The sequence below is a fragment of the Sandaracinaceae bacterium genome, assembly GCA_020633055.1.
In the GTDB taxonomy this organism is placed as follows: domain Bacteria; phylum Myxococcota_A; class Polyangia; order Polyangiales; family Houyiibacteriaceae; genus JADJJE01.
In genome coordinates, this window is the sequence record JACKEJ010000013.1 from 25,198 (window position 1) to 51,456 (window position 26,259).

24 protein-coding genes are annotated in these 26,259 nt (G+C 71.2%); 10 read left to right on the forward strand and 14 right to left on the reverse strand.

Annotated elements, in window-relative coordinates:
- Positions 1–85 precede the first annotated feature (85 nt).
- Entirely contained in the window at positions 86–3,976 is a 3,891-nt protein-coding gene (locus tag H6726_28100; protein ID MCB9661541.1) for an AAA family ATPase, read from the forward strand.
- Between the two features lie 72 nt (positions 3,977–4,048).
- Here the strand turns inward: H6726_28100 and H6726_28105 are convergent, their stop codons facing one another.
- On the reverse strand, positions 4,049–5,032 hold the full coding sequence (locus tag H6726_28105; protein MCB9661542.1) for a hypothetical protein: 984 nt from the start codon (positions 5,030–5,032) through the stop codon (positions 4,049–4,051).
- A 147-nt stretch (positions 5,033–5,179) separates the two neighbouring features.
- Between H6726_28105 and H6726_28110 the strand changes: the two genes are divergently transcribed.
- Complete coding sequence (locus tag H6726_28110; GenBank protein ID MCB9661543.1) at positions 5,180–6,037, forward strand: alpha/beta fold hydrolase; 858 nt, start codon at positions 5,180–5,182, stop codon at positions 6,035–6,037.
- A 35-nt stretch (positions 6,038–6,072) separates the two neighbouring features.
- On the opposite strand, the gene H6726_28115 is transcribed toward H6726_28110, so the two are convergent.
- From H6726_28115 to H6726_28130, 4 genes are all read right to left on the reverse strand, one after another.
- Positions 6,073–7,353, reverse strand: coding sequence for an MxcI (locus H6726_28115; GenBank protein MCB9661544.1), 1,281 nt, complete (start codon positions 7,351–7,353; stop codon positions 6,073–6,075).
- Positions 7,350–7,574, reverse strand: a complete 225-nt coding sequence (locus tag H6726_28120; GenBank protein MCB9661545.1) for a hypothetical protein — start codon at positions 7,572–7,574, stop codon at positions 7,350–7,352. Before H6726_28120 ends, H6726_28115 begins: the two co-directional genes overlap by 4 nt.
- Before the next feature lie 143 nt (positions 7,575–7,717).
- The gene (locus H6726_28125) at positions 7,718–8,089 is read right to left on the reverse strand and encodes a hypothetical protein (GenBank protein MCB9661546.1); all 372 of its coding nucleotides are present in this window, start codon (positions 8,087–8,089) and stop codon (positions 7,718–7,720) included.
- Positions 8,090–8,138: 49 nt separating this feature from the next.
- Complete coding sequence (locus tag H6726_28130) at positions 8,139–9,695, reverse strand: PepSY domain-containing protein (protein ID MCB9661547.1); 1,557 nt, start codon at positions 9,693–9,695, stop codon at positions 8,139–8,141.
- A gap of 184 nt (positions 9,696–9,879) precedes the next feature.
- Between H6726_28130 and H6726_28135 the strand changes: the two genes are divergently transcribed.
- The 7 genes from H6726_28135 (at position 9,880) to H6726_28165 (ending at position 16,722) form a co-directional block, all read left to right on the forward strand.
- Positions 9,880–10,968: an alpha/beta hydrolase gene (locus H6726_28135; GenBank protein ID MCB9661548.1), complete on the forward strand. Its 1,089-nt coding sequence runs from the start codon at positions 9,880–9,882 to the stop codon at positions 10,966–10,968.
- A 15-nt stretch (positions 10,969–10,983) separates the two neighbouring features.
- Positions 10,984–11,802, forward strand: coding sequence for an SDR family oxidoreductase (locus tag H6726_28140; protein ID MCB9661549.1), 819 nt, complete (start codon positions 10,984–10,986; stop codon positions 11,800–11,802).
- A 70-nt stretch (positions 11,803–11,872) separates the two neighbouring features.
- On the forward strand, positions 11,873–13,324 hold the full coding sequence (locus H6726_28145) for a hypothetical protein (protein MCB9661550.1): 1,452 nt from the start codon (positions 11,873–11,875) through the stop codon (positions 13,322–13,324).
- A gap of 43 nt (positions 13,325–13,367) precedes the next feature.
- Positions 13,368–14,357, forward strand: coding sequence for an iron ABC transporter permease (locus tag H6726_28150; GenBank protein MCB9661551.1), 990 nt, complete (start codon positions 13,368–13,370; stop codon positions 14,355–14,357).
- Positions 14,354–15,253, forward strand: a complete 900-nt coding sequence (locus H6726_28155) for an ABC transporter ATP-binding protein (protein MCB9661552.1) — start codon at positions 14,354–14,356, stop codon at positions 15,251–15,253. The genes H6726_28150 and H6726_28155 overlap by 4 nt, the downstream gene beginning before the upstream one ends.
- Positions 15,250–16,221 (forward strand): ABC transporter substrate-binding protein, encoded by a 972-nt coding sequence (locus tag H6726_28160; GenBank protein ID MCB9661553.1) that lies wholly within the window; start codon positions 15,250–15,252, stop codon positions 16,219–16,221. The genes H6726_28155 and H6726_28160 overlap by 4 nt, the downstream gene beginning before the upstream one ends.
- A 183-nt stretch (positions 16,222–16,404) precedes the next feature.
- A complete protein-coding gene (locus H6726_28165; protein ID MCB9661554.1) occupies positions 16,405–16,722 on the forward strand; it encodes a cyanoglobin in 318 nt (105 codons plus the stop codon).
- Between the two features lie 97 nt (positions 16,723–16,819).
- Here H6726_28165 and H6726_28170 read toward each other — a convergent pair whose 3' ends face one another.
- The 6 genes from H6726_28170 to H6726_28195 form a co-directional block, all read right to left on the reverse strand.
- The gene (locus tag H6726_28170; GenBank protein MCB9661555.1) at positions 16,820–17,539 is read right to left on the reverse strand and encodes an NUDIX hydrolase; all 720 of its coding nucleotides are present in this window, start codon (positions 17,537–17,539) and stop codon (positions 16,820–16,822) included.
- The gene (locus H6726_28175) at positions 17,536–18,534 is read right to left on the reverse strand and encodes a bis-aminopropyl spermidine synthase family protein (protein MCB9661556.1); all 999 of its coding nucleotides are present in this window, start codon (positions 18,532–18,534) and stop codon (positions 17,536–17,538) included. Before H6726_28175 ends, H6726_28170 begins: the two co-directional genes overlap by 4 nt.
- 7 nt (positions 18,535–18,541) lie before the next feature.
- Complete coding sequence (locus H6726_28180; GenBank protein ID MCB9661557.1) at positions 18,542–19,534, reverse strand: calcium/sodium antiporter; 993 nt, start codon at positions 19,532–19,534, stop codon at positions 18,542–18,544.
- On the reverse strand, positions 19,531–20,844 hold the full coding sequence (locus tag H6726_28185) for a divalent metal cation transporter (GenBank protein MCB9661558.1): 1,314 nt from the start codon (positions 20,842–20,844) through the stop codon (positions 19,531–19,533). Before H6726_28185 ends, H6726_28180 begins: the two co-directional genes overlap by 4 nt.
- A gap of 158 nt (positions 20,845–21,002) precedes the next feature.
- Positions 21,003–21,380, reverse strand: a complete 378-nt coding sequence (locus tag H6726_28190; protein ID MCB9661559.1) for a DUF1731 domain-containing protein — start codon at positions 21,378–21,380, stop codon at positions 21,003–21,005.
- A 163-nt stretch (positions 21,381–21,543) separates the two neighbouring features.
- Positions 21,544–21,753, reverse strand: a complete 210-nt coding sequence (locus H6726_28195; GenBank protein MCB9661560.1) for a hypothetical protein — start codon at positions 21,751–21,753, stop codon at positions 21,544–21,546.
- 273 nt (positions 21,754–22,026) lie between these two features.
- Between H6726_28195 and H6726_28200 the strand changes: the two genes are divergently transcribed.
- Complete coding sequence (locus tag H6726_28200) at positions 22,027–23,334, forward strand: glycogen/starch synthase (GenBank protein MCB9661561.1); 1,308 nt, start codon at positions 22,027–22,029, stop codon at positions 23,332–23,334.
- 36 nt (positions 23,335–23,370) lie between these two features.
- Here H6726_28200 and H6726_28205 read toward each other — a convergent pair whose 3' ends face one another.
- From H6726_28205 to H6726_28215, 3 genes are read right to left on the reverse strand one after another with little or no spacing between them, the layout of a single operon-like run.
- Positions 23,371–24,897, reverse strand: coding sequence for a radical SAM protein (locus H6726_28205; GenBank protein ID MCB9661562.1), 1,527 nt, complete (start codon positions 24,895–24,897; stop codon positions 23,371–23,373).
- Positions 24,894–25,616: a signal peptidase I gene (gene lepB, locus H6726_28210; GenBank protein MCB9661563.1), complete on the reverse strand. Its 723-nt coding sequence runs from the start codon at positions 25,614–25,616 to the stop codon at positions 24,894–24,896. The genes H6726_28205 and lepB overlap by 4 nt, the downstream gene beginning before the upstream one ends.
- Complete coding sequence (locus H6726_28215) at positions 25,613–26,194, reverse strand: hypothetical protein (GenBank protein MCB9661564.1); 582 nt, start codon at positions 26,192–26,194, stop codon at positions 25,613–25,615. The genes lepB and H6726_28215 overlap by 4 nt, the downstream gene beginning before the upstream one ends.
- Between the last annotated feature and the right edge of the window lie 65 nt (positions 26,195–26,259).

A 26,259-nucleotide genomic window follows, 5' to 3' on the forward strand; every position in this document is an offset into this window, starting at 1 on the left:
GATCACCGCACTTGTGCAAAAATCGCACACAAGCGCAATTCTTGGTGATCTGGGCGCCCCGAGTGGTGCTAGCGTGTGCAGGTCGATGCTCAACGACCAACGACGACTCGGGCAGGGTGGCCGCTTCGAGGTCGTGTCCCGGCTGGGGGCCGGCGGCATGGGCACCGTCTTTCAAGTGCTCGATCGGGAGCGCGGCACGCGTCTGGCGCTGAAGACGGTGGGCGCCGTGGACGGCGACATGCTGCTGCGTTTCAAGCGGGAGTTCCGCGCGCTGCAGGACCTGAACCACCCGAACATCATCGGCTACGGCGAGCTGTTCGAGAACGAGGGCGAGTGGTTCTACACGATGGACCTGATCGAGGGGGTCAACTTCCTCCAGTACGTGCGCAACACGCCGTACGTCGGGGCCCCCACACGACCGGACGAGGACGCCCCGAGCAGCCGCGGTGGGGACGCGCCGCGGGATGACGGGCGTGCTGCGGACGCATGCAACGACGGCGCCGCGAACGACCCTCCGACCGCGTCCATGGCCCCCTTGGTGATGAGCTCAGAGGCTGCTCGCGGGGACGAGGAGGGCACGGTCGCGCCAGCGTCCCGAGCCCGGACACGCGGTGGCGTCGCGAACTTCGACGAGGCCCGGCTGCGCGCGGCGCTCGCTCAGCTGGCCGCTGGCCTCACCGCCATCCACACCGCCCACAAGGTGCACCGCGACATCAAGCCCTCCAACATCCTGGTGACCCCCGAGGGACGCGCCGTGCTGCTGGACTTCGGCTTGGTGACCGACGTTCACGACGGGCAGCAGGTCACGGACGTCGGCGCCTACGGGACGTATCCCTACATGTCCCCGGAGCAGGCCGCGGGGCTGCCGCTCGACCCACGCTCCGACATGTACAGCGTCGGTGTGGTGCTGTTCCAATCGATGACCGGCGAGCTCCCCTTCCCGGGCAAGGGCGTGAGCGCGCTGATGGCGAAGATCCACGTGGACGCACCAGACCCGTCACGGCTGGTGGATGGGCTGCCGCCCGACCTGGTGCAGCTGTGCAACCAGCTGCTGGCCCGTGACCCGGTGCTGCGTCCCACCGCCCAAGAGGTGCTCAGCCGCGCAGGCGCGCCCGGCATGGGCGAGCCGATCTCCAGCACCTCGCACACCACCGGAGCCCACGCGAGCACGTTCGTGGGGCGCCGGGCCGAGCTCGCTCAGCTGGACGCCGCCCTCGCGCGCGCCGAGGAGGGAGAGCCCGTCACGTTGGTGATCGAGGGACAGTCGGGCGTCGGCAAGTCGGAGCTTCTGGACCAATTCGAGCGGGAGCTGCGCCGCCGTCGCCCGGAGGTCGCCGTGCTGCGGGGGCGCTGCTTCGCGCGCGAGGCGGTCCCCTACAAGTCGTTCGACGCGATCATGGACGGCCTGAGCGGGTTCCTCGCGCGGATGCCCATCGACGAGCAGCGACGCATGGTGCCGCGCCATGACGAGCTGCTGGCGCGCGCGTTCCCCGTGCTCAAGCGCGTCGAGCTGTTCACCGACCCGCGCCAGGCGCGCGAGCAGGTGCGCGACCCACAGGAGCAGCGCGGTCGCGTGTTCACCGCGGTGCGCACGCTGTTCACGCGGCTCGCGTCCACCACGCCGCTGGTGGTGTTCATGGAGGACCTGCAGTGGCTCGACGACGACAGCCGCAGCCTGCTGGGTGAGCTCCTGCGCGAACCGCAGCCGCCTGCGCTGCTGTTCGTGGGGACGGTGCGCACCGTCCGCGCCGCGGCGAACGCGCCGCAGTCGGGCAGCGACCCGAACCTGCTGGGCGGGCTGCCCTTCGAGTCCGTGCCGCTCCACCCTCTCTCGGACGACGACGCCCTCGAGCTGGCGCGCGCGCTGCTGGGTGGCGACGAGTCCGCGACGCCGCGCGCGCTGGCCATCGTGCGCGAGTCGCATGGGCACCCGCTGTTCATCGACGAGCTGGCGCGCCACACGGGCGCCTCCGCGCCGGAGGGGCACGGGGCGCTCCAGCTCGAGGACGCCATCCGCGCCCGCGTGGCCGCCCTGGGGGAGGACGCCGAGGCGCTGCTGCACGTGCTGGCCGTGGCCGGTGGGCCCATCACGCTGGACGTGCTCGCGCGGGCCGCGCAGCGTGACAACCAGCGCGTCATGCGGGCCGCGAGCGTGTGTCGTATCCAGCGGCTGGTGCGCATGAGCGGCGTGCGCCACGACGACACGGTCGAACTCTACCACGACCGCATCACGCGGGCGCTTCGTCAGCGACTCGCAGGCGACGAGATCACGCGCGGTCACGAGCGCATCGCGCGCACGCTCGAGGTGGACCGTGACCCCGACCCGATGACGCTGGCCACGCACTGGGCGGGCGCCGGCGAGCGAGAGAAGGCGGCGCGCTACGCCGTGCGTGCGGCCGAGCGGGCGAACGAGGCGCTCGCCTTCGACCGCGCCGCGGCGCTGTTCAAGTGGTCGCTCGAGCTGCACCCCGGCACGGGCGAGGGGCTCGAAGGCCGTCGCGAGAAGCTCGCGCATGCGCTCGCCAACGCTGGGCGCGGCGCCGACGCCGGGAGGAGCTATTTGGCGGCCGTCGAGGGGGCACCCGAAGCCCTGGCGATCGACCTGCGCCGCCGCGCTGCGGAGCAGTTCCTGCTGAGCGGCCACGTCCGTCGCGGCATCGAGAGCTTCAAGCCGCTGCTGGCCATGCTGGGCATCCCCTACCACCCGAGCCCGCTGCGCACCGTGTGGAGCATCATCCTGATCCGGATGCGGCTGCTGTTTCGACGCGGGCGGTTCACGGAGCGAGACGAGTCCATGGTGCCTCCCAATGAACGCCTGCGGGTGGACACCGCGCACTCGGTCGCGGTCGGGCTCGCCGCGACGGACACCATCCACGGCTTCGACTACTACGGGCGCGCGCTGCTGCTCGCCCTGCAGCTGGGCGAGCCCGGGCGCGTGGCCGTCGAGTTCGCGATGGAGGCCGCGCAGCTGGTCACCCCGAACGGCAAGAGGAAGCGGCGGGCCCACAAGATCCTGCAGCGCGCGCGTGAGCTGGCAGAGCGCGCGGGGCATCCAGAGGCCCGCGGCGCGGTGCACTACTCGGAGGGCATGGGTGGCTACATGACGGGCGAGTGGACGAACGCCCTCGAGGGCTTCGGGCGCGCGGAGCGCTTGTATCGAAGCGAGTGCGCGCAGGCTCCGGCGGAGCTCCGCACCATCCAGGCGAGCATCGTCCACTGCCTGTGGGAGCAAGGCGACTGGCGCGAGCTGCAGAGCCGGACCGCGCGCGTCCTGAAGGAGTCGGAGGAGCGCGGCGACCTGTTCACCGAGGCCACCATCCGCGCCGGCCTCAACATGCAGGTGCAGTGCATGCTGGACCGCGCCGAGATGGGCTACGCCGGCGCGAAGCACGTGGTGGACAACTGGAGCGGCGAGACCTTCGACGTGCAGCGCTACATGTTCTGGGTACACAGCGCGTTCGCCCGCTCCTATCTCGGCCAGGCAGAGCAGGCGCTCGAGCAGTTTCGCGCCTCGTTGCCGCGAGCCCACCGCTCGCTGTTGTTCCACGTGCAGCTGATGCGGGCGGGGGCCTATCAGGCGCACGCGCTCCTCGCGCTGCGTGCCGCAGTGGAGGCCCCGCCCGACGCGCGCCCCGCGCTGCTGCGCGAGGCTCGTCGCGAGGCGAAGAAGCTGCTGCGCGAGGACGCGGGCTGGGCCAACGCCGGGGGCGCGCTCGTTCGCGGGTGCGCCAGCGCCATCGAGGGCGACGCGGCCGACGCGAGCTGGTGGCTCGACGAGGCGGTGCGGCGCTACGAGGCCCTCGGGATGGCCGGGCGCACGGCGGCGGCGCGCTGGGCGCGTGGGGTGCTGCGCGGAGGTGAGGTGGGCGTCGCCGAGGCGCTGGCCGCGCGCGACTACTTCGCCGCGCAAGGCGTGGTCGACCCGCGACGCTTCGCGACCACCCTCGCCCCGAGCCTGCTCCTGGGCGACGTCTGAGCCGCGACGTCGCGAGCCGGCCTCGAAGTTCGTTGCGCTCGTGGGGCCGTGCGTCGGCCCCTCGCGTCGGGCCTACCTGGGGTGTCGGACGTCGACCGACGGCGCCGCCCCGAACGCGGCGCGGAGCGTGTCGTCCAAGATGAGGTCCAGCTCGCGGTCGTTGAGGTCGAACCGGCTCGCCACCTCGGTCAGCTCGCCCGTCAGCGTGCACTCGAAGGCCCCCGGGTCATCGGTGTTGACGCTGAAGGAGACGCCAGCGTCGAGCGCCGCGCGGATGGGGAGGTCCTCGACGCGACGCACGTTCCCCAGCTTCACGTTGCTCGTCGGACAGAACTCGAGATGGATGCCTCTGTCCACCAGCTCCCGGACGAGCGCTGGGTCACGAAACGCCGACACCCCATGCCCGATGCGCCGAGGCTCACCGAACTCGAGCGCGTCCCAGACCGCCTCTGGACCCTCGAACTCTCCAGCGTGGACCTCGATGGGGAGCCCCGCGCGGCGAAACTCGTCCAGGAAGCCGGCCATGGGCTTCAGCGAGGCGCTCTCGTTCGGCCCCGCGACCGCGACGCCGCACACGAGCCCCGCCTCGGCCAGCGCCAAGATGCGCGGGACCTGCGGCGCGACCTTCTCGCGCCCACCACGCCCGATGCACACGACGAGCTCCGTCACCATGCGCCCGCGCGTGGTGTCGTCGACCAGCCTGCGCAGCGACGCAAACAGGTCCACCGTCTGCACTTCGTCGGGGCGCGCGAACAGCAGGTTGCTGACGAAGAACTCCGCATAGACGGTGTGCTGCGCGATGAGCTCTTCCAGGTGGTACGTCAGGATGATCGGCAGCCACACGTCCTTGGGCGTGAACAGCTCGTTCACGAGCGGCATGTAGCGCTCCACCCAGGCGGCCACGCCATCGACCGGATGAATCGCGGCCAGCCTGTCCGCGTGGGCGCCGATCGCGTGCCCCTGCTGGGCCATGCGGCGCAGCAGACGGGGACTGAGCAGTCCGTCGATGTGGCAGTGCAGCTCCGCCTTGGGTCGCGTCGCGATGTCGAACGTCACGTCTGGCCTGTGAGGGAACTCCACGATAGCAGGCGAGCGCGGTGCTGGTCGGGCGTCACGGCCTCGTGGATGTCTCGACGGAAGGCGACCTCTTCGTCCGCACGCTCCCACGTGGTGGCGACCATGGGGAGTGCTACTGTCCGCGCGATGACCACGCCGACCTACGAGTCCACCAGCCGCACCGTCGACGTCGACGGCGCGAAGATGCACTACCACGAGCTGGGCGAGGGCCCGACGCTGCTCTTCCTGCACGGCTCGGGGCCCGGGGTCACGGGGTGGGCGAACTTCAGCAGCAACCTGCCGCACTTCGCGCAGCACTTCCGCTGCCTGGTGTTGGACTTCCCCGGCTACGGCAAGAGCGACGCCGTGGAGGGCGACCCCATCACGGCCTGCACCACGGCGGTGCCGAAGTTCCTGGAAGCGCTGGGCGTCGAGCGCACGCACCTGATCGGCAACTCCCTGGGCGGGCAGATAGCGTCCCTCGTAGCGGCCAAGGTCCCCGAGCGCGTGGACCGGCTGGTGTGCCTCGGCGGCATCGGGCTGAACATCTTCAGCCCCTTCCCGGCCGAGGGGCTCAACCTGATCACCGAGTTCACCGAGAACCCCACGCGCGAGCGCATCGCGCAGTGGCTGCAGTCGATGGTCTTCGACCCCAGCTTCGTGACCGAAGAGATGATCGACGAGCGCTTCAAGCAGGCCACCGAGCCCGCCACGGCCGCCACCATGCGCAAGATGTACTCGCGCAAGTCGCTCGAGTTCATGGCCAAGTTCCGGCGCGGCCCGAAGACGACCATGGCCATCGCGCACCTGGCGAGCATCCAAGCACCCACGCTGCTCACCTGGGGCCGCGACGACCGCGTGAACCCGCTGGACAGCGCGCTCCTGCCCATGCGCCTCATCCCCGCCTGCGAGCTGCACGTGTTCCCCAACTGCGGGCACTGGGTGATGCTGGAGCAGAAGCAGGCGTTCGAGAGCGTGACGACCGCGTTCTTGCTGCGCGGCTAGAGGCGGGGCGCGCCCAGAGACGCGCCCCGTGCCGCTCAGCGCGCCTGCGCCACGTCCAACACGAAGCCGGGGAACGCGAGCGCGGCCACGGGCTCACCGCTGGTGAGGTCCAGCAGGGTCGTCATGGAGTAGTCGGGCTCCGCCTGGCTGATGAAGAAGTGGCCCTCTGCCGTGAGGGTGAAGCTGCTGTACGCACCCGCCGGGCGGTCGACGCGCGTGGCGCCTGTGAGCGTCGCGAAGTCCACGTGCATCCAGGTCCACCCGGTGGCGTACCACTCGCTGTAGGTCGTGCCCGGGGCGGTCGGCGCCACGCTCGTGTCCACCACGTGGATCCACGCCTCGCCCTCGTCCGTGAGCGCCATCACGGCGCCCAGCTCGTCGGCATCGAAGAGCGCGTTCACGCTGCCGAGGTAGCTCGCGTCGAACACGGTCGTGCCCGCGTTGACGCGCAGGATGCAGTCCTGCTGGCCGCCGTCCGTGCCGTACACTGCGTAACCGAAGGCGGTGATGACCTCGCTGAAGAAGTAGAGGTCGCCGTTCAGCTCGCCGCTACGGCTCAGCCCACGGCAGCGGGCGTCGTTCGTCACGGTGACCTCGTCGTTGGTGGTGTCGAGGTGGATCAGCGCGCTGCCCGGGCGCACGCGGTCGTAGGTCGCGGTGGTCCAGCGCGCCGGCAGGAAGGCGTCGGTGCCCCGCAGGATCCAGTCACCGAAGCCCAACGACCAGTCGGCCACGATGAGCTCGGCGGGCAGGTCGATGCTGTCCGTGATGGTCATCGTGGTGGGGTTCCAGACGATGATCTGCGCCTGCGCCGGGTCCTTGTAGTAGGCCTTGGTGGCGCTCACGAAGAGCACCGCCTGGGCGCCCATCGTGCTGACGCCGTAGCTCTGCAGGGAGATGCTGTCGCCCTCCACGAACTCTCCCGCGTCCGACAGCTCGTAGCGCGTGATGGACACGTCCTCGCTGTCGCCGATGGCGAAGAAGCCGATGCCCTCCGCGGCGTACAGGCGCGCGCGCCCGGGGATCTCGAGCGAGTCCGCGTAGTCGAGGGTCTGGGCAGTGGCGACCGAGTTCACGACGCTGAAGTAGTTGCTGCGCCCGTCGGTGGTCTGCACCGCCGAGTGCACGATGAACTGCGGGGGCGGCGGACCCGCGTCCGGCGGGGTACCCGTGTCGGGGGTCATGCCCGTGTCGACGGGGCCCATGCCCATGTCGACGGGCGAGTCACCGTCGTCGCCGCAGCCCAGCACCACGAGGGCGGCGGACAGGGCAGTGAGCACGAGGGGGAGAGAGCGAGAGGGGGATGTTCGGTTCATGAGGGTACTCCGTAGGCGAGCGCGCCCAGCGCGACGCTCGAAAGGACACAGGCCAAGAGCGCACGGGAGGTGCGCTGCACGAGGAAGGCGCGGCACGTGCCCGCCAACCACAGCGGGATGACGAGCGTGATGCCGACGGTGAAGCGGGTGTTCTCGGCGACGGGCAGGAAGCGCGCGACGCACACGCCAGCGAGCGCGGCGACGGGCAGTGGTCCGAGCAGCGCCGTGAGCGCGAGCCCGGCGGCGGACCAGCGCGAGCGCGCCCCCCGCGCTCCGTGACGCGTCCGTCGAGCGCGGTGTTCGACCGACGCAGGCGCGCCTTCGTCAGCGGAGACGCCGCCTTCGACATGGCGCAGGCGAGAAGTCATTGCGGCCCCCGTCCTGCGAGCAGGGCGACCGCGGTCGCGAACGAGAGCAGCCCCGCGATCCCCGCGCTGGCCCAGAGAACCCGTGGATAGCGGGGGCGCAAGAGGACGAAGGACGTGCCGGCCAGGGTGAGGACCGCGCTGACGACGATCACCGCTGCGTAGAGGGTCTCGTGGGCGCGCCACGCGAGCAGCGACCACACGCAGAGGACGCTCGCCATGACGTACATCAAGGCGCGCCAGCGTCGCGCGCCGAGACGCCGACGTAGCACCGCAGGCGGACGCTCGAGGCGCTCGAACGACGCCGCGTGCAGACAGCCGAACGCCGCGTACGCGGCACACCCCGCGGAAACGGAGAGCAACGCACTCACGCCGCCAGCTCCCACACGGCGTCAGGGGCGCTGAGGGACGGCAGCGCGCTCATGTCGCGACCTCCAGCTCGGTGTCCGGAGTGGCGAGGGCACGCGCGACACGCGCACGACGGCGTAGGGCGAACGCTCCTGCACCGCACACGACGGCGGTCAGCCAGAGGCCACAGTCCACGGCCACCACGTACGGGAGCCGCACGCCCCCACCCAGCACGCCCGCGCCGCTCCGCAGCGGGGCGAGGACGGGCGCGAGCGCGAAGCACACGGCCGCGACACCCAGCTGCACAGCCCACGTGCGCCGCGCATCCTCGGTGCACAGCGCGGCGATGACGCACAGCGTGAGCGCACCCAGGAACGACAGCTCCTCGACTCCGCCCCGCCCGGGCAGGTCCAACGGCAGCGCACGACTCACCACGAAGATGACGCCCAGCGCCGCCCACACACCCGCGCCGACGCCCGCCGAAAGGCGCGCGAGCACTCGGTTGCCGACTCGCTGCCCCAGAGGGTCGCGTCGCGCGAGCCACACGGCGTTGCCCGTGAGCACGGTCCCGCATGCGGCCAGGGCGAGCAGGAACAAGACGAGGCGCGTCCCCCACCCGCCGAAGTGCGCGTAGTGCACCCCGTAGACGAAGCGCACGAGCTCGGCGCTGGCACCTCGGGTGCGCGGCGCGTTCACGTCGATCACCTCGCCGTCCACCTCGCGCAAGCGCACGGCGCCGAAGGTGGTGGGGGCCTGCCCCACCAGCCCACGCACGTCCACCAAGGCGTGCTCGTGCCCGTGCCGGTAGAGCACCACCGTGTCGATCGCGAGGTCTGGCGCGGCGGCTTGCGCGCGCGCCACCAGCGCCTCGAGGGGCAGCACCGCCACGCGTTCGCCGGCGTCGTCGATCACGGGGGGCGCCAAGCCGAAGGCGGCCTCCGACGCGCGAGCCCGGTCGCCCCCGAACACGGGCCCCAAGAACGCGCCCAGCAACACCGGCCCCAGCACCATGAACGCCCCCGTGAACGCGTAGAGCAGCTGAAACGGCAGCCCCATCACGCCCAGCACCTTGTGCATGTCGGACCACAGCACTCGCCGCGTCTTGTGCGCGCGGAACTGGTGGAAGGCGCGCGCCAGGTGCTGCAGATGGATCAGCAGCCCCGTGATCAACGTGACCAGCATCACGAAGGCGATGAAGCCCGCGAACCAGTAGAGGGGACGCCCCGTCAGGTCGTGCCACAGGAAGTGCAGCTGGTAGGTGAAGTGCGCCAAGTGCTCGCGCGCAGCGGTGGCGCCAGGCTCGTCTGCGTGGAGGAAGAGCAGCTCGCTCTCCTCGCCCGGCGGCGCGGCGTAGAACGAGGCGAGCCCATGACCTTCCCCTCGGGGCAGGTAGACCCGGGCGGTGTCCGGCAGGTCCTGCACGCTCGCGAGCCAGCGGTCCGCCGCACCGAGGGCGTCGCCGCGGGACACGGACACCTGATTCAAAGGTTCCTCCCACAGCTCGAGCGGTTCGTGGAAGAGCGTCATGCCCCCCGTGAGAAGCATCATGTACAGCACCAGACTGACCAGCACCCCCGCCCAGGCGTGGACGTCCCAGTAACGCACGAACGTGTCCCTGCCGAGCTTCACGGGGTGGTCCGAGGGCGCGCGAGGAAGTCGATACGGGGCATGCCCCGCTTCCTGACTTAATTGAAAACGATAGTCAATTTCATTTTCAACGAAAATCTGCCCCGACGGCTCGTCACACCCGTCCCCCGCCTCGGGTCTGCACGTGCGTAGACCCCTGATCCAAAAGACGATACAACCCCCGTCCATGGAGCCGACCGAGTCCCCCCCGAGCGCGCTACAGACCCTGCCCCGCAACCGCGAGACGAGCGCGTTCGAGCACGCCCCCAACCAGCGCGCGGCCGTCGCACCCGATAGCTGGACCCACCGCGCCCGCGCCGCGGTGCGCAACGTCGCGCGGCCTCTGTTCGTGCCCGAGCAGTGGATCCGCTGGCAGATGCGCCGCGCCAAGCTCTCGGCCGAGCTGCTCACCGTGCCCGAGGGACAGCTGCACGTGTGGGTGGGCCCCCCGGGCAAGCCCGCGCTGCTGCTGCTCCACGGCTTCGGGAGCGACGCCGCGTGGCAGTGGCACCCGCAGGTGGTCGCGCTCAGCCGGCACTTCCGTCTGTTCGTCCCGGACCTCCTGTACTTCGGCAAGAGCCTGGGCCACGGCGACGACTTCTCGCTCGAGTGCCAGGTGCGCGCGTGCCTCCAGCTGCTGGACCGCTATGGCGTCGAGCGCGCGCACGCGGTGGGCATCTCGTTCGGTGGCTTGGTGGCGTGCGAGATGGCGTCCAGCCACCCCGAGCGGGTGGAGCGCGTGGTGCTCTCCAACAGCTCCGGCCCGGAGTACCTGCACGTGGATCACCAGGCCACGCTCGAGCACTTCGGCGTGAGCGACATGAACCAGCTGCTGCTGCCCGAGCGGCCCGAGGACATCCGCCGCCTGCTGGCGGTGGCGTGGCACAAGCCGCCCCCCGTGCCGGGCTTCGCGCTGGAGGAGGCCTACCAGAGCATGTTCACCACGCACCGCGAGGCGCAGGCCGAGACCATGCGGCAGCTGGTGGGGCGCATCGAGTCGCCCGAGTGGGAGGGGCGCGTCATCGACAAAGACACCCTGCTGCTCTGGGGTGAGCACGACCGGGTGTTCACCGTCCCCGTGGCCAAGCGGCTGCGGGCCCGTGTGGGGTCGCGCGCGCGCCTGCACGTCATCGCCAACGCGGCGCACTCCCCCAACCAGGAGCGCGGCGCCGAGTACAACCGCGTGCTGCTGCGCTTCCTGCGAGGTCAGCCCATGCTGGCGGAGCGCCGCCGTTTCCGGATCCGACGCGCACGCACAGCGCGCGTGGCCGCCTGACCGACGAGGACTCCCATGCAGCGACTCTCAGGCCAACGCGCCCTCGTGACCGGCGCCAGCAGCGGCATCGGCACGGAGATCGCCCGCAAGCTCGCCGCCGAGGGGGCCCACCTCGTGCTGACGGCGCGCCGCCTCGAGCGTCTCACCGCGCTGGCCGACGAGCTGCGCGCGAAGCACGGCGTCACGGTCGAGACCCTGGTCAGCGACCTCGAGGACCCCGCGGCCCCGCAGCAGCTGTACGACGCGACCGAGGGCGCGGACAAGCCCGTGGACGTGCTGATCAACTGCGCGGGCTTCGGCGCCTACGACGACTTCATCGCCATCCCCTGGGAGCGCCACGCGCGCATGCTGCAGGTGAACATCGTGGCGCTGACGCAGCTCTCGCACCTCTTCGCAAGGGCGATGGTCGGGCGTGGCCGTGGCCGCATCATGAATGTGGCGTCGACGGGCGCCTACGCGCCTTGCCCCAACTTCGCCAGCTACGCGGCCAGCAAGGCCTACGTGCGCAACATGACCGAGGCGCTCGACTACGAGCTGCGCAAGACCGGCGTGCGCGCCATCGCGGTGAGCCCTGGTGGCACGCGCACCGAGTTCCTGGAGCTCGGCGGACAGGTGCTGAAGAAGTCTGGCGAGTTCGCGATGATGACCGCCGAGGCTTGCGCGAGCATCGCGGTGGACAAGATGCTCCGCGGCCGGCGCACGGTGGTGACCGGCTTCATGAACGCGCTCAGCGTGTGGCTGCTGCGCTTCGTGCCCCGCGCGTGGCTCCCGCGCGTGATCGAGCTGAGCATGAGCAGCGCGGTGGAGAAGGCGCCCTCGAGCCCCGACCGCTAGCGTCGTTCCAGCGTTCCGTTGTCATTGGATTCGCAGAAGTGCTAGTTTCTGAGACATGTCTCATGCGCGCTTGCCTATCCCCGCCTTCTCGTTCGTTCTCTTGATGACCGCCATCGGGGCCACGTCCCCCGGGTGCAGTTGCAGCGATCCGGCCCCCTCGCGCGCCATCTGCAGCTCCCTCGGGCTGCCTGGCTGCGGCAACGCCTGTGGTGCGGGGAGCCCGTGCCCGAGCGGGCTCTACTGCGACAGCGAGGGCGTGTGCGAGGCCGACTGCACCCCGACGGGTGACCAGTGCCGCGCCAACGAGATGTGCGCCGCGGACGGCCAGTGCGTGCCACGCGACTCCTCCGACGCCGGGCGCGACGCTGGCGGTGACCAGGGGCCGCAGCCCGACAACGGCCCGGAGCCGGACAACGGCAACGGCTGCGTCGACGAGACCGTCATGGCCGACCGCATCGTCCCCAATGTCGTCGTCCTGGTGGACCAGAGCGGCAGCATGAACGCGAACTTCGGCAGCAACCCCTGTAGCGGCATGGGCCAGCCCGCGGGCTGCGCCGTGAGCTGCACGACGAACGTCGACTGCCCAGCCGGCTTCACGTGTACCGAGGGCGACTGCGAAGGTGTGCCCAATCGCTGGGACGCCGTGCGTGACGCGCTGCTCGGCGCTCGCACCACGAACCTACCGGGTGGCCGCGACGCCGCGACGGGCCTGTTCCCCGCGCTGGGCGACCGCATCAACTTCATCCTCTCGCTCTACACCGCGCGAGCCGCAGGCGGCAGCGGCGACCCCATCCCGCTCTGCACCGATGGGATCTGCAACACCACCGGCGAGGCGCCGGGCGACCCCAACGCGACCTGCCCGCAGATCGTGAACATCCCGATCTCGGGTGGCTTGGGCGCGCTCGTCACGGCGTACGAGGGGCAGACGTGGGCCGACGAGACGCCGACCGGCGAGAGCATCGACCACGTCGTCCAGAGCATCGTGCCGACGCTCCCCGACCAGGACACGTTCATCATCCTGGCCACCGACGGCGAGCCGGACACCTGCGCGCAGCCCAACCCACAGAACGGCCAGGAGGCGTCGCTGCAGGCGGTGGAGGCCGCGTTCACGGCGGGCATCCCGACCTTCGTGATCGGCGTGAGCATCAACTCGTCGCACTTCCAACAGCTGGCAAACGTCGGTCAGGGTCTCGCTCGCAACGAGCCCGCCGGGACGCAGGCGCAGTTCTTCTCGGCCAACGACACCACCGCGCTGAACGCGGCGCTCACACAGATCCTGCGCGACCGCATCTCTTGCGACGTGACCCTGAACGGGCAGGTTCCCTCCGAGGACGCCGACACCGGGACCGTCATCCTGATGACCCCGGGGGGCAACGTGACGCTGCAGTTCGAAGACGACAACGGCTGGCAGCTGCTCGACGCGTCGACCATCCGGATCAACGGCACGGCGTGCGACACGTGGAAGGACGGGGAGTCCAACCTCGACATCCAGTTCCCCTGCGGAACCATCATCTTCGGTTGACGCCCGGCTTGCGCGCGCCTCGCTCGCCTGACACCCCCCGGGCATGGCGCGTCGCGCAACCGTGTACCTGACCCTCGCCGTGCTGGCGGCCCTGTCTTTCGGGCTGTCCCTGCGCGTCGGAGCCGGTGACCTGGGCGACGCGGCGCTGCGCGACGTGTTCCTCTCGCTGCGCGGTGCTCGCGCGCTCGCGTGTCTGCTCGCGGGCGCCGCGCTCGGCGTGGCTGGCGTGCTGGTGCAGGGGCTCTTCCGCAACCCGCTCGCCAGCCCGGACATCCTCGGCACCACAGCCGGCGCGAACCTCGGCGGGCGCATCGCCATCCTGGCCTTCCAGCCGCTGCTGATGGCCACCGAGGGCGCGCTGTCCCCCGACGTGCTGTTGCCGCTGGGCTGCCTGGTGGGCGCCGCCGCTTCGCTTTCGCTGCTGGTGCTGTTCGTGCGGGAAGAGTCGGACTCCGTGGTGCTGCTCCTGGTCGGCTTCATCCTGGGCTCGCTCTTCCTCAGCATCGCGGGCTTCGTCACGAGCATCGCGCAGGAGTCCTGGGAGGTCGGACGCGCCGTGGTGGCGTTCGCGCTCGGCAGCGTGTCGGGGACGTCGCTGCGCGTCATCGGCATGTGCACACCGCTGGTCCTGACGGGCGCGCTCGCGGCCTTCGCGTGGGGCCGCACGCTCGACGTGCTGCTGTCGGGAGAAGAAGAGGCGCAGACGTTGGGTGTGGACGTCCGCGCCACCCGGACGTGGGTGGTGATCTGGGTCTCGGTGCTGACCGCCGCCGCCGTCACGCTCGCCGGAAGCATCGCGTTCGTGGGCCTGATCGTGCCGCACGTGCTGCGCCCCATCGTGGGCAGCACGCACCGCAGCCTGGTGCCCGCCGCGGCGCTCCTGGGCGGTGCCTTCTCGGTCCTGTGCGACGTGGCCGCGCGCTCCTTCCCGACGAAGGCCGAGGTGCCGCTCGGGGTGGTGACCGGGCTCCTCGGCGCGCCGGTGTTCTTGTGGCTGCTGCTGAAGCAGCGTCGCGCGGAGCGTGACGTATGAGCGCCCATGGAGACGCGACGGCGGGCGAGGCGCCGGCTGTCGAGGCTGGCACCCCGACGCACCCGGAGCGTGTCGCGCCCGAGGCGACCGCCGCGGTCGTGGCGGTCGGTGTGTCGCTACGGCTCGGCGCGCGCCAAATCCTGAGTGACGTGAGCTTCCGCGCGCACGAGGGCGAGGTGCTGTGCATCGCCGGCCGCAACGGCGCGGGCAAGACCACGCTGCTGCGCGCCATCGCGGGCCTCGGGCCCTACACGGGTGAGCTCTCCGTGCGCGGCGTCCCGGCCAGCGCGCCGCCGCACCTGCGCGCTTCGCAGGTGGCCTACGTGCCGCAGCGCTCTGGCCTGAACGCCGCGCTCCCCGTGGCGCGCGTGGTCGAGCAGGGGCGCCACGTGTTCCGCGACGCCCTCGGGCGGCTGGGCCCACGCGACCGGGAGAAGATCGACGCGGCCCTCGCCCAAGCGGGGGCCAGCGCGCTGCGCGACCGGCCCTTCACGGCGCTCAGCTATGGCGAGCAGCGCCGCGTGCTCGTGGCGCGCGCCCTCGCGACGGGCGCTCGGGTGCTGCTGCTGGACGAGCCCACCGCCGCGCTCGATCTGGAGCAGAGCCTACGCCTGTTGCAGCTGCTGCAGAACCTCTCTGGCCAGGGCTATGCGGTCATCGTGGTGCTACACGCGCTGGACGACGCCATGCGCCACACGGATCGCACTCTGCTGCTGCACGAGGGGCGCATCGATCAGATCGGCCTCTCCTCCGAGGTGCTGTCGCCCGCCACGATCCGACGCGTCTACCACGTCGAGACCGAAGTGGGCGCCGGTCCACGCTTCTCGCTCCCCGCGGACACGGCGGGCTCCGCCAGCACTGCCAGCACCGGTGGCGCCTCGGGAGGCACGGCATGAGCCGCGCGCGCATCACGCTGCTGAACCTGCTGACCGTCGTCGCCGCGTTGCTCGCGTGTATCGGCATCGCGCTCACGGAGCGGGCTCCCGCGCGCGCGGCCCTCACCCACCAGACGGATGCCCACGAGGTCACGGACGCGGACGGCACGGTGGTACCGGTGCGGAGCTACCAGCGCATCGGGTCGTTCTCTCCCATCGCCGACGTGGTGCTGCTGGAGACGGTAGCGCCCACGCGCATCATCGGGCTGGCCGGGACGATGCGCGACGGTCTCGGGTCGCACCGCTTCGAGGGCATCCGCAGCATCGACGGCGCACGGGTGGAAGAGGTCCTGGCGCTGAACCCCGACCTGATCATCGTCAGCGGCATGTCCGACGCGGGCCACGTGCGGCAGCTGCGCGACGCGGGTGTGCAGGTGTTCCGGTTGGGCGAGATGCGTGGACTGTCCACCTTCGCGCGCGATGCGCGCCTGGTCTCCGCGCTGGTGGACGCGAGCGGTGCGGGCGCGCAGCTCGCCACGTCCCTCGAGCGACGCATGCGGATGGTCGCGGCCGACATCCCTCTCTCGCGGCGTCCTCGCGCGTTGTACCTGGGCGTCATGGGGCGCGGCCTGTACGGGGGCGCGCAGCACACCAGCTACCACGACGTGCTGATCGCTGCGGGGCTGCGCGACGCGCTCGACCACATGGACGGTTGGCCGGAGCTGACCCCCGAGCAGGTGCTGGCCATGGACCCGGACGTGGTCGTGCTGCACCAGGGCACTAGGGGGCTGCTGTGTCAGCGGGATGGGTTCGCGACGATGCGCGCCTGCCGCGGACTCGCGGGCACGCAGGTGGTGGAGCTGCCGAGCGGCATCTTGAACGATCCCGGGCTCGGCATGCTGCCGTGCGCCGAGCAGCTGCGGACCGCGGTGCATGGCGCGCCACCCCGCATTCCCCAGAGCCCCACGGAGCCCTCGGATCGCGACTGACCAGCCCAGGAAGTCGACGCCACCCCGCCCGAGCTGCCTGAACCCGACGACGAGCGGACGCCGTTCGACCCACTGGCGTTCGCCGAGCTCGGATGCCGCTTGACAGCACCCAGCGTGCCGAGGGGCATCGAGGCCGCAGGGCGCGCCTGCGTGGACCGCATCGCCCAGCGCTTCTACGACGTCATGGAGGAGCGCGAGCCTGCCCTCACCCTGCTGCACGCGCGCGACGCTGCGGGCAAGGTCGACCGCGGTAGTCGCGAGCGGTTCTCGCTCTTCTTGCTGGGTTGGCTGGGCGGGCCTGGCGAGTACATGGCGCGTCACGGGCACCCGCGGCTGCGCATGCGCCACGGGCGCGTGCCGGTGGACATCGCCATGCGCGACGCGTGGCTGCGCTGCATGGACGCAGCGCTGACGGAGTGCGGCGTGGAGGGCGAGCTGCGCACGTTCTTGGACGAGCGCTTCGCGCACGTGGCGAACTTCCTCCGCAACACCGAGGGTTGAGCCTAGCTGCCCACGAACAGCGGCGGCGCATCGCAGGGGACCGCCCTCGAGCCGCACCGCGCGACCCTCCGCGGCGACGAAGCCGCGGGTGACGCGCTCAGGTGCGCTGGCGCTCGTTGACGTAGCGCCAGCCGCTCTGCCGCATGACCAAGCGGTGCCGCGGCCCGGGTGCGTCGAGGGCGCCCACCTCGTAGCCTGCGTCACCCGGGTAGAGCGAGACGGCACCGTCGTCGACGCGGTGAACGCGCGGGAAGATCGCGGGCGGTTCGCGCCGCTCGGCCGCGGCCAGGGCCTCGTGCACGGACGCGAACGCGCAGAGCTCGACCAGCGTCACGAACGTGGGCGGGGGCAGGCCGAGCGCGCCGCTGGCCTGCTGCGCGAGCGCTTCGGCGGGGCGCATGAAGCGGCAGGTCTGCATCTCGACGCCGTCCACTCGCAGAGCCTGGTCGGCGAAGGGGGCGAGGAAGAACCAGGTGGCGAAGCGCTTCTTCCACCGCACGGGCGTGGTCCAGTGCGACCACGCGCGTAGCGACGTGGCCGTGACGTGGGCGCCGACCTCCTCGGCGCACTCACGCACCGCGGCACGGCGCGCGGCGTCGAGCGAGCCGGGGGGCGCACCGTCGAGGCAGTCCTCCGGGTCCACGCGCCCCCCCGGGAACACCCACTCGCCGCCGTGGAAGGTGAGCTCGGCGCCACGGTGACCCAGCAACACCTCGAGGCCTCCCGTGGGGTCAGGCGCGTCGCGCAGGAGCACGACGGTGGCCGAAGGATGGGCCGGGACGGGCTCGGGCGCGTCCGGGTCACGTGCGTCGGTCACGGGGTGCCTCCACCGGGCGGGCGCTTCTTGTGCTTGGCGTGGCCCTTCCGCGCGCTGCGCGACTTGCTCGCGCTCGGCGCGTTGGGCGCGCGCCGCGTGTAGAGGGGGCCGTCGACCGACCCTGGTCCCAACCCCGAGCGCGTGCCGGGTGTCTTGCTCAAGACGTACAGGCTGCTGCGCGCGCCGATGCTCTCGGCGCCCTCGTACGTGTGGAAGTCGGGCAGCACGGCGTCGATGACCAGGCCCGCCTCGGCGATGATGCGCTGCTTGGAGAGCGCGCGCTCCGGGGCGCGGCGGCTCGCGCCAAAGCACACGTAGAGACGCGCGTCCGGCCGCGTGAGCTCGATGGCGCGCCCGAGGAACAGCGCGAAGCCCTCGTCCGCGTAGGGGGGGTCGGTGAACACGGCGCCGAAGCGGCCTCGGAGCACAGCCGGGAGGGGCTCGCGCGCGTCGGCGAGCGTGGCGTCGAGGCCGTAGCCTTCCCGCGCGGCGCGCTCGGTCAGGAAGCGCAGCAGGGCCTCGTCCACGTCGAGCACGTGCGCGCCACGTGACGCCCCCAGCAGACCGAGCGCGAGGCTGGTGAGGTCGTCGTCCCCCAGCAACGCGAGCCCCCGCTGCACCTCGCCCGCTTCGATGAGGTAGCGCGCGCGAGCGAGCACGGACGGCGCCGTGGCCCACACCTGGTCGAGCTCCGGCCGAAGGGGCGCGCGGCCTTCGGCGAGCGTCTGAAACGCCGTCACGAGCGCGGCCTCGTCCGAGTCGCCGGGGCGAGTGCCCTCTGCGGGGTGCCTGGCCGCGAACTCGGTCGCGAGCGCGGCCAGCCCCACGTCGGTGGCGCGCACTCCGTCGGGGTCCTCGTCGAACCACTTCGGGTAGCGCGTGAGGAGCTCGCGCAGCACCGACTCGGCCTCCCCCGCCACGCGCGCGAGCGCCGGACGGCGACGCCGCTGCCGGTCCGCGAGCGCGCGCAGCACGCGAAACGCTCCTTCGTGCATGGGCCGCCTATCCCTGCTGCTGGGTGAAGAGGTACACGTAGTAGCCCGCGAACGTGAGCAGCAGGACCACGCCGTGCGCGCGCGTCAGGTTGCGGTCGTTGCGGAAGCCGCGCGCGAGGAGCAGCAGCAGCACGGTCACGCCGATCATCATCGGGTAGTCGGCCGTCAGCACGGACGCGTCGATGGCCCCGGGTGCGATGACCCCAGGCAGCGCCAGCACACCCAGCAGGTTGAACATGTTGCTGCCGATCACGTTGCCGATGGCGATGTCGTCCTCGCCGCGCCGCGAGGCCGCCACGGAGGCAGCCATCTCCGGCAGGCTGGTGCCCACCGCGACGACGGTCAGGCCGATCAAGCGGTCGGGCACGGCGAAGAACTGCGCCACCCCGGTCGCCCCCCACACCAGCCGGTCGCTCGCGGCGAGCAGGATGGCGAGCCCGAAGACCACCCAGAAGAGGGCGATGCCCGTGCTCATGTCGGTCGGGATCTCGTCGGCCATCTCGGCCCCCAGCGCGTCGTCGCTGCCCGCGCCGCCCTCGACGATGCCCTCGCGCACCACCCAGCTGATCATGCCCACCAGCGCGAGCAACAACACCACGCCGTCCGTGCGGCCGAGCACGCCGTCCCACAGCAGCGCGAGCGTCGCCGCAGACACCAAGATGAGGACTGGCAGCTCGCGGCGGATGACCTTGCTGTGCACCTCGAGCGGGCTGATGAGCGCTGCGGCCCCCAGCACCAGCGCGACGTTGGTGATGTTCGAGCCGATCGCGTTCCCCACGGACAGGCCGGACGCGCCGCGGGACGCCGCCACTGCGGAGACCAGCATCTCGGGCGCCGACGTACCGAAGCCGACGATGGTGAGGCCGATCAGCAGCGGTGACACGCCCATGTTGTTGGCGAGCGCCGCGGCGCCCAGCACGAAGCGGTCCGCGCCCCAGACCAGGAAGGCGATCCCGCCGGCGATGGCGAGGGCTTCGAGAACGAGCGGTGGAAGAGTCACGACAATGTGAACCTGAGCCAGAGGTAGAAGAAGGCGAACGCCAGCTGCGCGACGATGGCGACCCAGGAGAAGATGGTCAGCCAGCGCCGCGGTCGGTCGCGCTCGGGCACCTCCGCGCCGTGCATGGCGCGATGGTTCAGCCAGCTGAGCACGGGCGCCGTGAGGAAGGACGCCGTCGTTGCCAAGGTGACCATGGCGGGCATGCGCTCGGCGAAACTGCCCAGGAGGGTGAGGGAGCCCACGCCGAGCACCACCAGAGCGCCCCAGTAGGCCTTGTCGGCGCGGCGCTCCTCTTGCGCCGTTGCGTCCAGTTCGGAGCGCTGGAAGCGCTGGTAGAGCGCGGAGAGCGCGCGCGGGAATCCGTCCACGACCGTGAGCGTGGTCGAGAGCATCACCATGAACGCGCACAGGGCGAGCAGCGGGCGGCTCCAGTCGCCAAGCGTCTCCCCGTACAGGTTGACCAGCTGCGCTGCGAAGCCATGGGGTGACGCCTCGAACGTCTGCCCCTGCATGACCGCCGCGCCGAGCGTGAGGAAGCACAGCGCGAGGAAGGTGGTTCCGCCGTAGCCTACGTGAAAGTCCAAGAGGGCGATGGCACGCGGGGGCGCGGGCTCGCCGTTCTCGCGGGCCGCCTTGGCGCGCTCGAGGGTCCACAGGCTCTGCCACACGGCCACGTCCACGGCCGAGGGCATCCAGCCGATGAGCGCCGCGAGGAACAACCACGTCCCCGGCCGCTCGAGCATGGCCGCGCTCGGGTAGAGCTGGACGCTGTCGAAGTCCACGTGACGCAGCGACAGCGCCGTGGCCGCCAAGGTGGTGACCGTGAGCGTGGCCACGACCACCTTGCCCACCCGCTCGAGCCAGCGATAGCGGCCGAAGCCCAACAGCGCGACGCAGGCCACCGTGAGCAGCACCGACACGAGCAGCGGCCCCTGCGACAGGGAGAATAGGTGGATGGCGAGGCCCGCGGTGACCAGCGTGACGGCCGCCTGCACCCCGAACATGGTCAGCAAGGTGACGAGGCCGTACAGCCAGAGGGCCCACATGCCTTGTCGGCGGTAGCCCTCGAGCAGGGAGGTGCCCGTGGCCGCGGCGTACTCCGGGCCGAAGCGAAACGCGGGGTACTTGAGGACGTTCGCCCCCAGCGCCGCGCCCGCGAACGCGAAGCCGTACTCGGCGCCAGCGCGCGTGGACTGCACGAGGTGCGACACGCCCACGGCGGCCCCTGCGAACAGGATGCCGGGGCCGAGGGCGCGGAAGAACGTGCGCATGGTGAGCGCGGGGGCGGCGTCGTCGAGGGGCGCGGTCATGAGGAGAGCGGGGCGGAGCCGGGCGAGTCTAGCAGGCTCCGGCGCAATGCTGGTGGACACGCGCACGCCCGCTGGTGGCCAGCGCTCGGGGCGGCGACCCCGGTGTATCGCACCGGGCATACCCGCGCCATCTTCCGTCGGGCAGACCGTGTGAAGCGTCAGCGTCCCAGCGTCTCGCGCAGCGCAGCCTCGAGCTTTTCGTGCCGAAACGCGAAGCCCGCGTCGCGCAGCGCCTTGGGGACCACCCGCTGTCCCTGGAGCAGGAGCTCGTCGGCCATCTCACCGCCGAGCCCCACGCGCGCCATGAAGCCGGGCAGCGGGATGACCGTGGGGCGGCCGAGCACGCTGCCGAGTGTCTTCGTGAACGCCGCGTTGTCCACCAGCTCGGGGCCGACGATGTTGAACACACCGCCCGCGTCTTCCGCCGCGACGAGGAAGCGCAGCGCGCCCACGACGTCCGGGAGGGACACCCACGGGAAGCCCTGGGTGCCCGAGCCGACCACGCCGCCCAGGCCGAGCTTGAACGGGGGGAGCATCTAGCGCAGCGCCCCACCTCGGCGCTCAGCACGATGCCCAGCGTGCGCGACCACCACGCGCACGCCGCTTCAGGCAGGCGCGAGGCTGACCCCACGCTTCGCAGACATCCGCGAGAAGCCCTCCCCGCGAGGCGCGCCTCGTCCACCGTGCGCGCTCCCGTGGTCACCATAGAAGCCGACGGCGACGCGGAGAGTAGCGTCTTGGGCGCGCTCGACATGCCTCTGCGAGGGTGCGCGCCAGCAGCGAGGTCCCGCTCACGCGGCTGTCGAGGACGTCGCGCTTCACGGCGGCGGTCCAGCGCCGGTCGCCGATGTTGGACCCGGCCAGGTGCACGATGGCGTCCGCGTCGGGCCAGCGCTGCGGATCCAGCACGCCTCGCGGGCGACCAGTAGCGCGCCGTCCTCGGCCACCTGTTGCCTGTTGCGCACGAGCCGCACCACGCGTGCCCCGTCATCCGCCAGCGACTGGACATGCAAGGCCTGCCCCACCAGGCCTGGAGGCACCGGTCACCACCACCCGTCGAGGGTCCCTTCGAAGTGCTCATATGTCGGCAGCTTCGCCACATCGCCGCCGTTTCACATCTGGCGCGCGCGCCCTGCGCTTCGGGTGGTGGCCCCGACGTCCCGGGTGTATGGTCCCGGCCAGATGAACATCCTCGTCCTCACGGGCGGACTCGAGGAAGACCCCTTCACCGCAGCGCTCGCCAAGGCTCTGCGGGCCCTCGACCACCGCGTCACCACGCTCTCTCCCCTCTACCGCAGCATCGACCCCGGGCAGCGCGCGCTGGCGCGCCGCCTGGTGAAGCTGAACGTCGAAGTCGAGGGCACGCCCTACGCCTGTGAGCTGTACACGGGGCGCAACGTCCACGGCGTGGAGCAGGTCTTCATCGGGCACCCCGAGCTGTTCGCGACGGCCAACGATCTCGATGACGGCGACGCGGCTACCGTGCAGCGGCGCCTGCGCGTGTTCTCGCTGGCGGCAGCCGCGTTCGTGCGTGACGACATCACGGTGGGCGCGGAGATCATCCACGGTCTGGGAGAGGCCGGCACCGCCGTGCTGCGCGAGCTGGCCGAGGCCGACCACCCCACGCCGCGCGTGCTCAGCGCCGACGCTGACGCGCTGACGCGCTCGCTCGACATCGCGACCACGCTCATCGCCGCGACCACCTCCGAGGCCGACCGCGTGCTGGAGGCGCTCGCCGCGCGCCACGCCGACGACCGCGCCGGGAAGTTCGTGCGTGTGGTGGGCTCGGGCGTGGACACCAGCCTGTGGAACCCGCTGACGGACTCGCACCTGGCGTCGCGTTTCGACCCCATCGACCGCAGCGGCAAGGCCCGCAGCAAGGCGGCGCTGCAGCGGGAGCTCGCGTTGCCCGTGCGCCCCGAGGTGCCCCTGCTGGGGGTGGTCGTGCGCGCGCAGGACAGCCGGTACCTGTCGGCGTTCGTGAACGCTACGGCGGAGCTGCTGCGCAACGACGTGCAGCTGGTGGTGCAGGCAGACGCCAGCGGCGAGGCCGTGGCCGCTCTCGAAGACCTGTGGGACCGCTTTCCGGACCGTTTCCAGGTCCGCACGGGCTCGGACGGGTCGCTCACACACGCGATCATGGGCGCGTCGGACCTGCTCCTGTCGCTCTCGGACGATGGGGCGTTCGCCCGCGAGGCCCAACGCTACGGGACGCTGCCCATCCTCTCTCGCCAGGCCCCCCTCGCGGACGTCCTGGTGGACTGCGATGCGACGCTCAGCAGCGGCAACGCGTTCCTGTCGGACTCGCTCGACGCGAAGGACGTGCTGGCGGCCACGCAGCGGGCCGTGGGCGCCTACCTGCAGCGCGAAGGCTACAAGGCGCTGGTGCGCCGCGTGATGGAGCTGGACAACAGCTGGACGCGCGCGGCGCACGGCTTCGTGCGCGCCTACAAGAGCGCGTTGCCGGCCGTCGAGGGCGAGGCCGCGTAGCGCGAAATAGGACAGACGGCGGACAGGACGAGAGGCTCAGGACTGCCCGAGCACCTGGAGCGCGCGCCCCAGCTTGTTCCCGGGCCGCACCAGCGCGCGCGGGGGGCGGTCGAGCGGGAGGGCGTCGAACGCGTCCTTCCAGTCGCGGAACGCCCCGCCGTTGTGCACGGCGTCGAGCACGGCGCGGCCCTCGGCCTGACCTCCCTGCGCGAGGACGTACTCCACCCACGCCCAGCGCGCGCTGGTCCCGCGTACGTCGACCTTGCCGCGCACACCCTTCCGCAGGCGGTCGAGGCGCTTGTCCACCAGCTTGATGCCGGCGAACCCCGCGCCGTCGAGCGGCGTGTTGCGCTTGGCCACGAAGGGGGCGATGCCGAGCGAGACAGGCACCAGCTGACTCAGCCGCACGCTGAAGTCGATCAGCTCATCCACGTCGGCGTCCTCTTCCCCGGGGAGGCCGAGCATCATGTAGAGCTTCAAGCGCTTGAAGCCATGCGCGCGGGCGAGCTCGGCAGCGTGGACGAGCACGCTCTCCGGTGCGCGCCGCTGGATGCGGTCGCGCATGCGCTGGCTGGCTCCGTCGCTGGCCGTGGTAAGCACCGTCTGGCCTCCGCGGCGGAGGGCCGCACACAAGCGGTCGTTGAGGCGGTCGGCGCGCAGAGACGAGAGCCCGACCTCACGCCCACCTTCGGCCAACGCCTCCACCAGCTCGGCGATGCGCGGGTGGTCGGTGGTGGCGGCGCCTACCAGTCCAACGCGGCGGGCCACGGTCGGCACCAGCGACAGCACCTTGTCGATGTCGAAGGTGCGCATGCCGTCGTTGGTCGACCGCCGCATCACGCAGTATTCGCAGCCGCGGTGACAGCCGCGCTCTGGCTCCACCAGGAACATCTCGCGCAGCTCGGTGTGGGGCGTGAGGATCTGCGAGTAGGCGGGTAGGCACGCGTCGTCGGCCTTCTCGACCGGGGGCATGTGGTCCCCATGCAGCATGGGCACGTAGGCGGACGGAATGCGATCGGCCAGCTCGCGTAGGACACGCTGTCGGTCGCCTCCGCTGAACAAGACGTCGAGCGCTCGGTGCAGCGTCTCGTCGGCCTCGCCCATGAGGATGACGTCCACGAACGGCGCGAGCGGGAGCGGATTGCTGAACGTGAGCGGACCGCCAGCCAACACGATGGGATGGCGCGCGTCCCGGTCCGCTGCGAGCGGCGGGAGGCCCGCCAGCTCCAGGCACTCCACCACCCCGGCCAGCTCCAGCTCGTACGCGACCGAGAGCGCGAGCACCGCGTAGCTGCTGACGGGTCGCAGCGCTTCATAGGTGAGCAACGGGGTCCGCGTGCGACGGGCCTCGGCCACGTCGTCCGGAAGGAACGCGCGATGCGCGGCGCGCCCAGGGCGTTCGTTCACGGCGCGGTACAGCGTCTGGAACCCCAGCGAGGACATGCCTGTGTGGTAGGGGCTCGGATAGACGAACGCGACGCTCTCGGGAGCGTCCACGACCAGCGTGCCCAGCTCGTCACGCAAGCGCGCGCGGATCGCCTCGACGTCCGCGCCGGCGCTCAACGGATCCCCTGGAACATCCGGCCCCAGCGGCGGTCGCGACCAGGGTCGTTGGACCAGTAGATGAACAGCGCATGACCCTTCACTCGGTTGAGCGGGATGAGGCCGATGCGGCGGCTGTCGTTGGACTGGTCGCGGTGGTCGCCCAGGACGACGATGTGGCCGTCGGGGACGGTCACGGGTGCCCAGTTGGCGAGGTCGCGGCTGATGAAGCCCATGTTGGCGTGGCTGGTGTGCCACGAGCGGTCGCCGACCCGCTCCTCGTAGACCCGACACTCCGGGTCGGCCACCTTCTGGGACTCTTCGTCGCACGGTCCGACGAGCGTGGTCGGGACGGCCTCCCCATTGCGGAAGACCTGTCCGTCCACCATGGACACGGTGTCCCCTGCCACGCCGATCACGCGCTTGACGATGTCTTCTTCGTCGGCCGGGCTCTTGACGATGACGACGTCACCGACCTCGGGAGACCCCCAGGTGAAGATGGCCTCCCGAGAGAACGGCAGGAACAGGCCGTAGGGATACTTCGCGACCACGACGCGATCCCCATTGAGGAGGGAGGGCTCCATGGAGGGGCCGTCGATGGCGAACGCCTCGAAGAACACGATGCGGATGAAGAGCGCGAGCGCGATGGCGCCGACGATGGTCTTGACGTTGGCAGCCAAGCTGTCGTCGTCGGGAGCCGGAGCCCGACGTTTGGAAGGCGGGGCGTCGTCTTGGCTCATCCGTGTACCGTAGGACCTAGAGGGAGGTGGGTGGCGATGGCGGCCTCACGCTGCGCGAGCCGCTGCATGCGACGACGCGCATCTGCGCCGTAGCGCGCCTCGGCGAGACCGCTGAAGAGGCGGTAGTGACGTGCCTCGCTGACCATCAGGGAGGAGTAGAACGCGGCCAGGTCGCGGTCCGGCAAGTGCTCGGAGAGCAGCTTGAAGCGCTCGCAGCTGCGCGCCTCGATGAACGCGCAGACCAGCAGCCGATCGAGCAGGGCGGGGGCCTCCCGGTGGTCTTCGCGGGCCGCATCGCGCAGGGCGCGGACGTACTTGTCCGACGCGGGCATGGCCATCGGCTCGTCGAGGGCGGCGATGCGCTGATGCACGAGGTTGAAGTGCTGTGTCTCTTCCTTGGCCAGCGCGACCAGCGGCTCGACGAGCTCCGGGGCCTCGCCCGCATAGCGCCCCACCAGGCTGAGCGCGCTCTGCGCAGCCTTGAGCTCGCAGTGCGCGTGGTCGGACAGCAGGCGGGGCAGGTCAGCGTAAGCGTGCTCCACCCAGTGCGACGGGGTCGGTTCCAGTAGGTTCAACATCGGGCGGGCCGCAGCGATGAAGCGTAGTAATGTGGTCGCTCGGCCACGTCAAGGCTGGCGCCCCG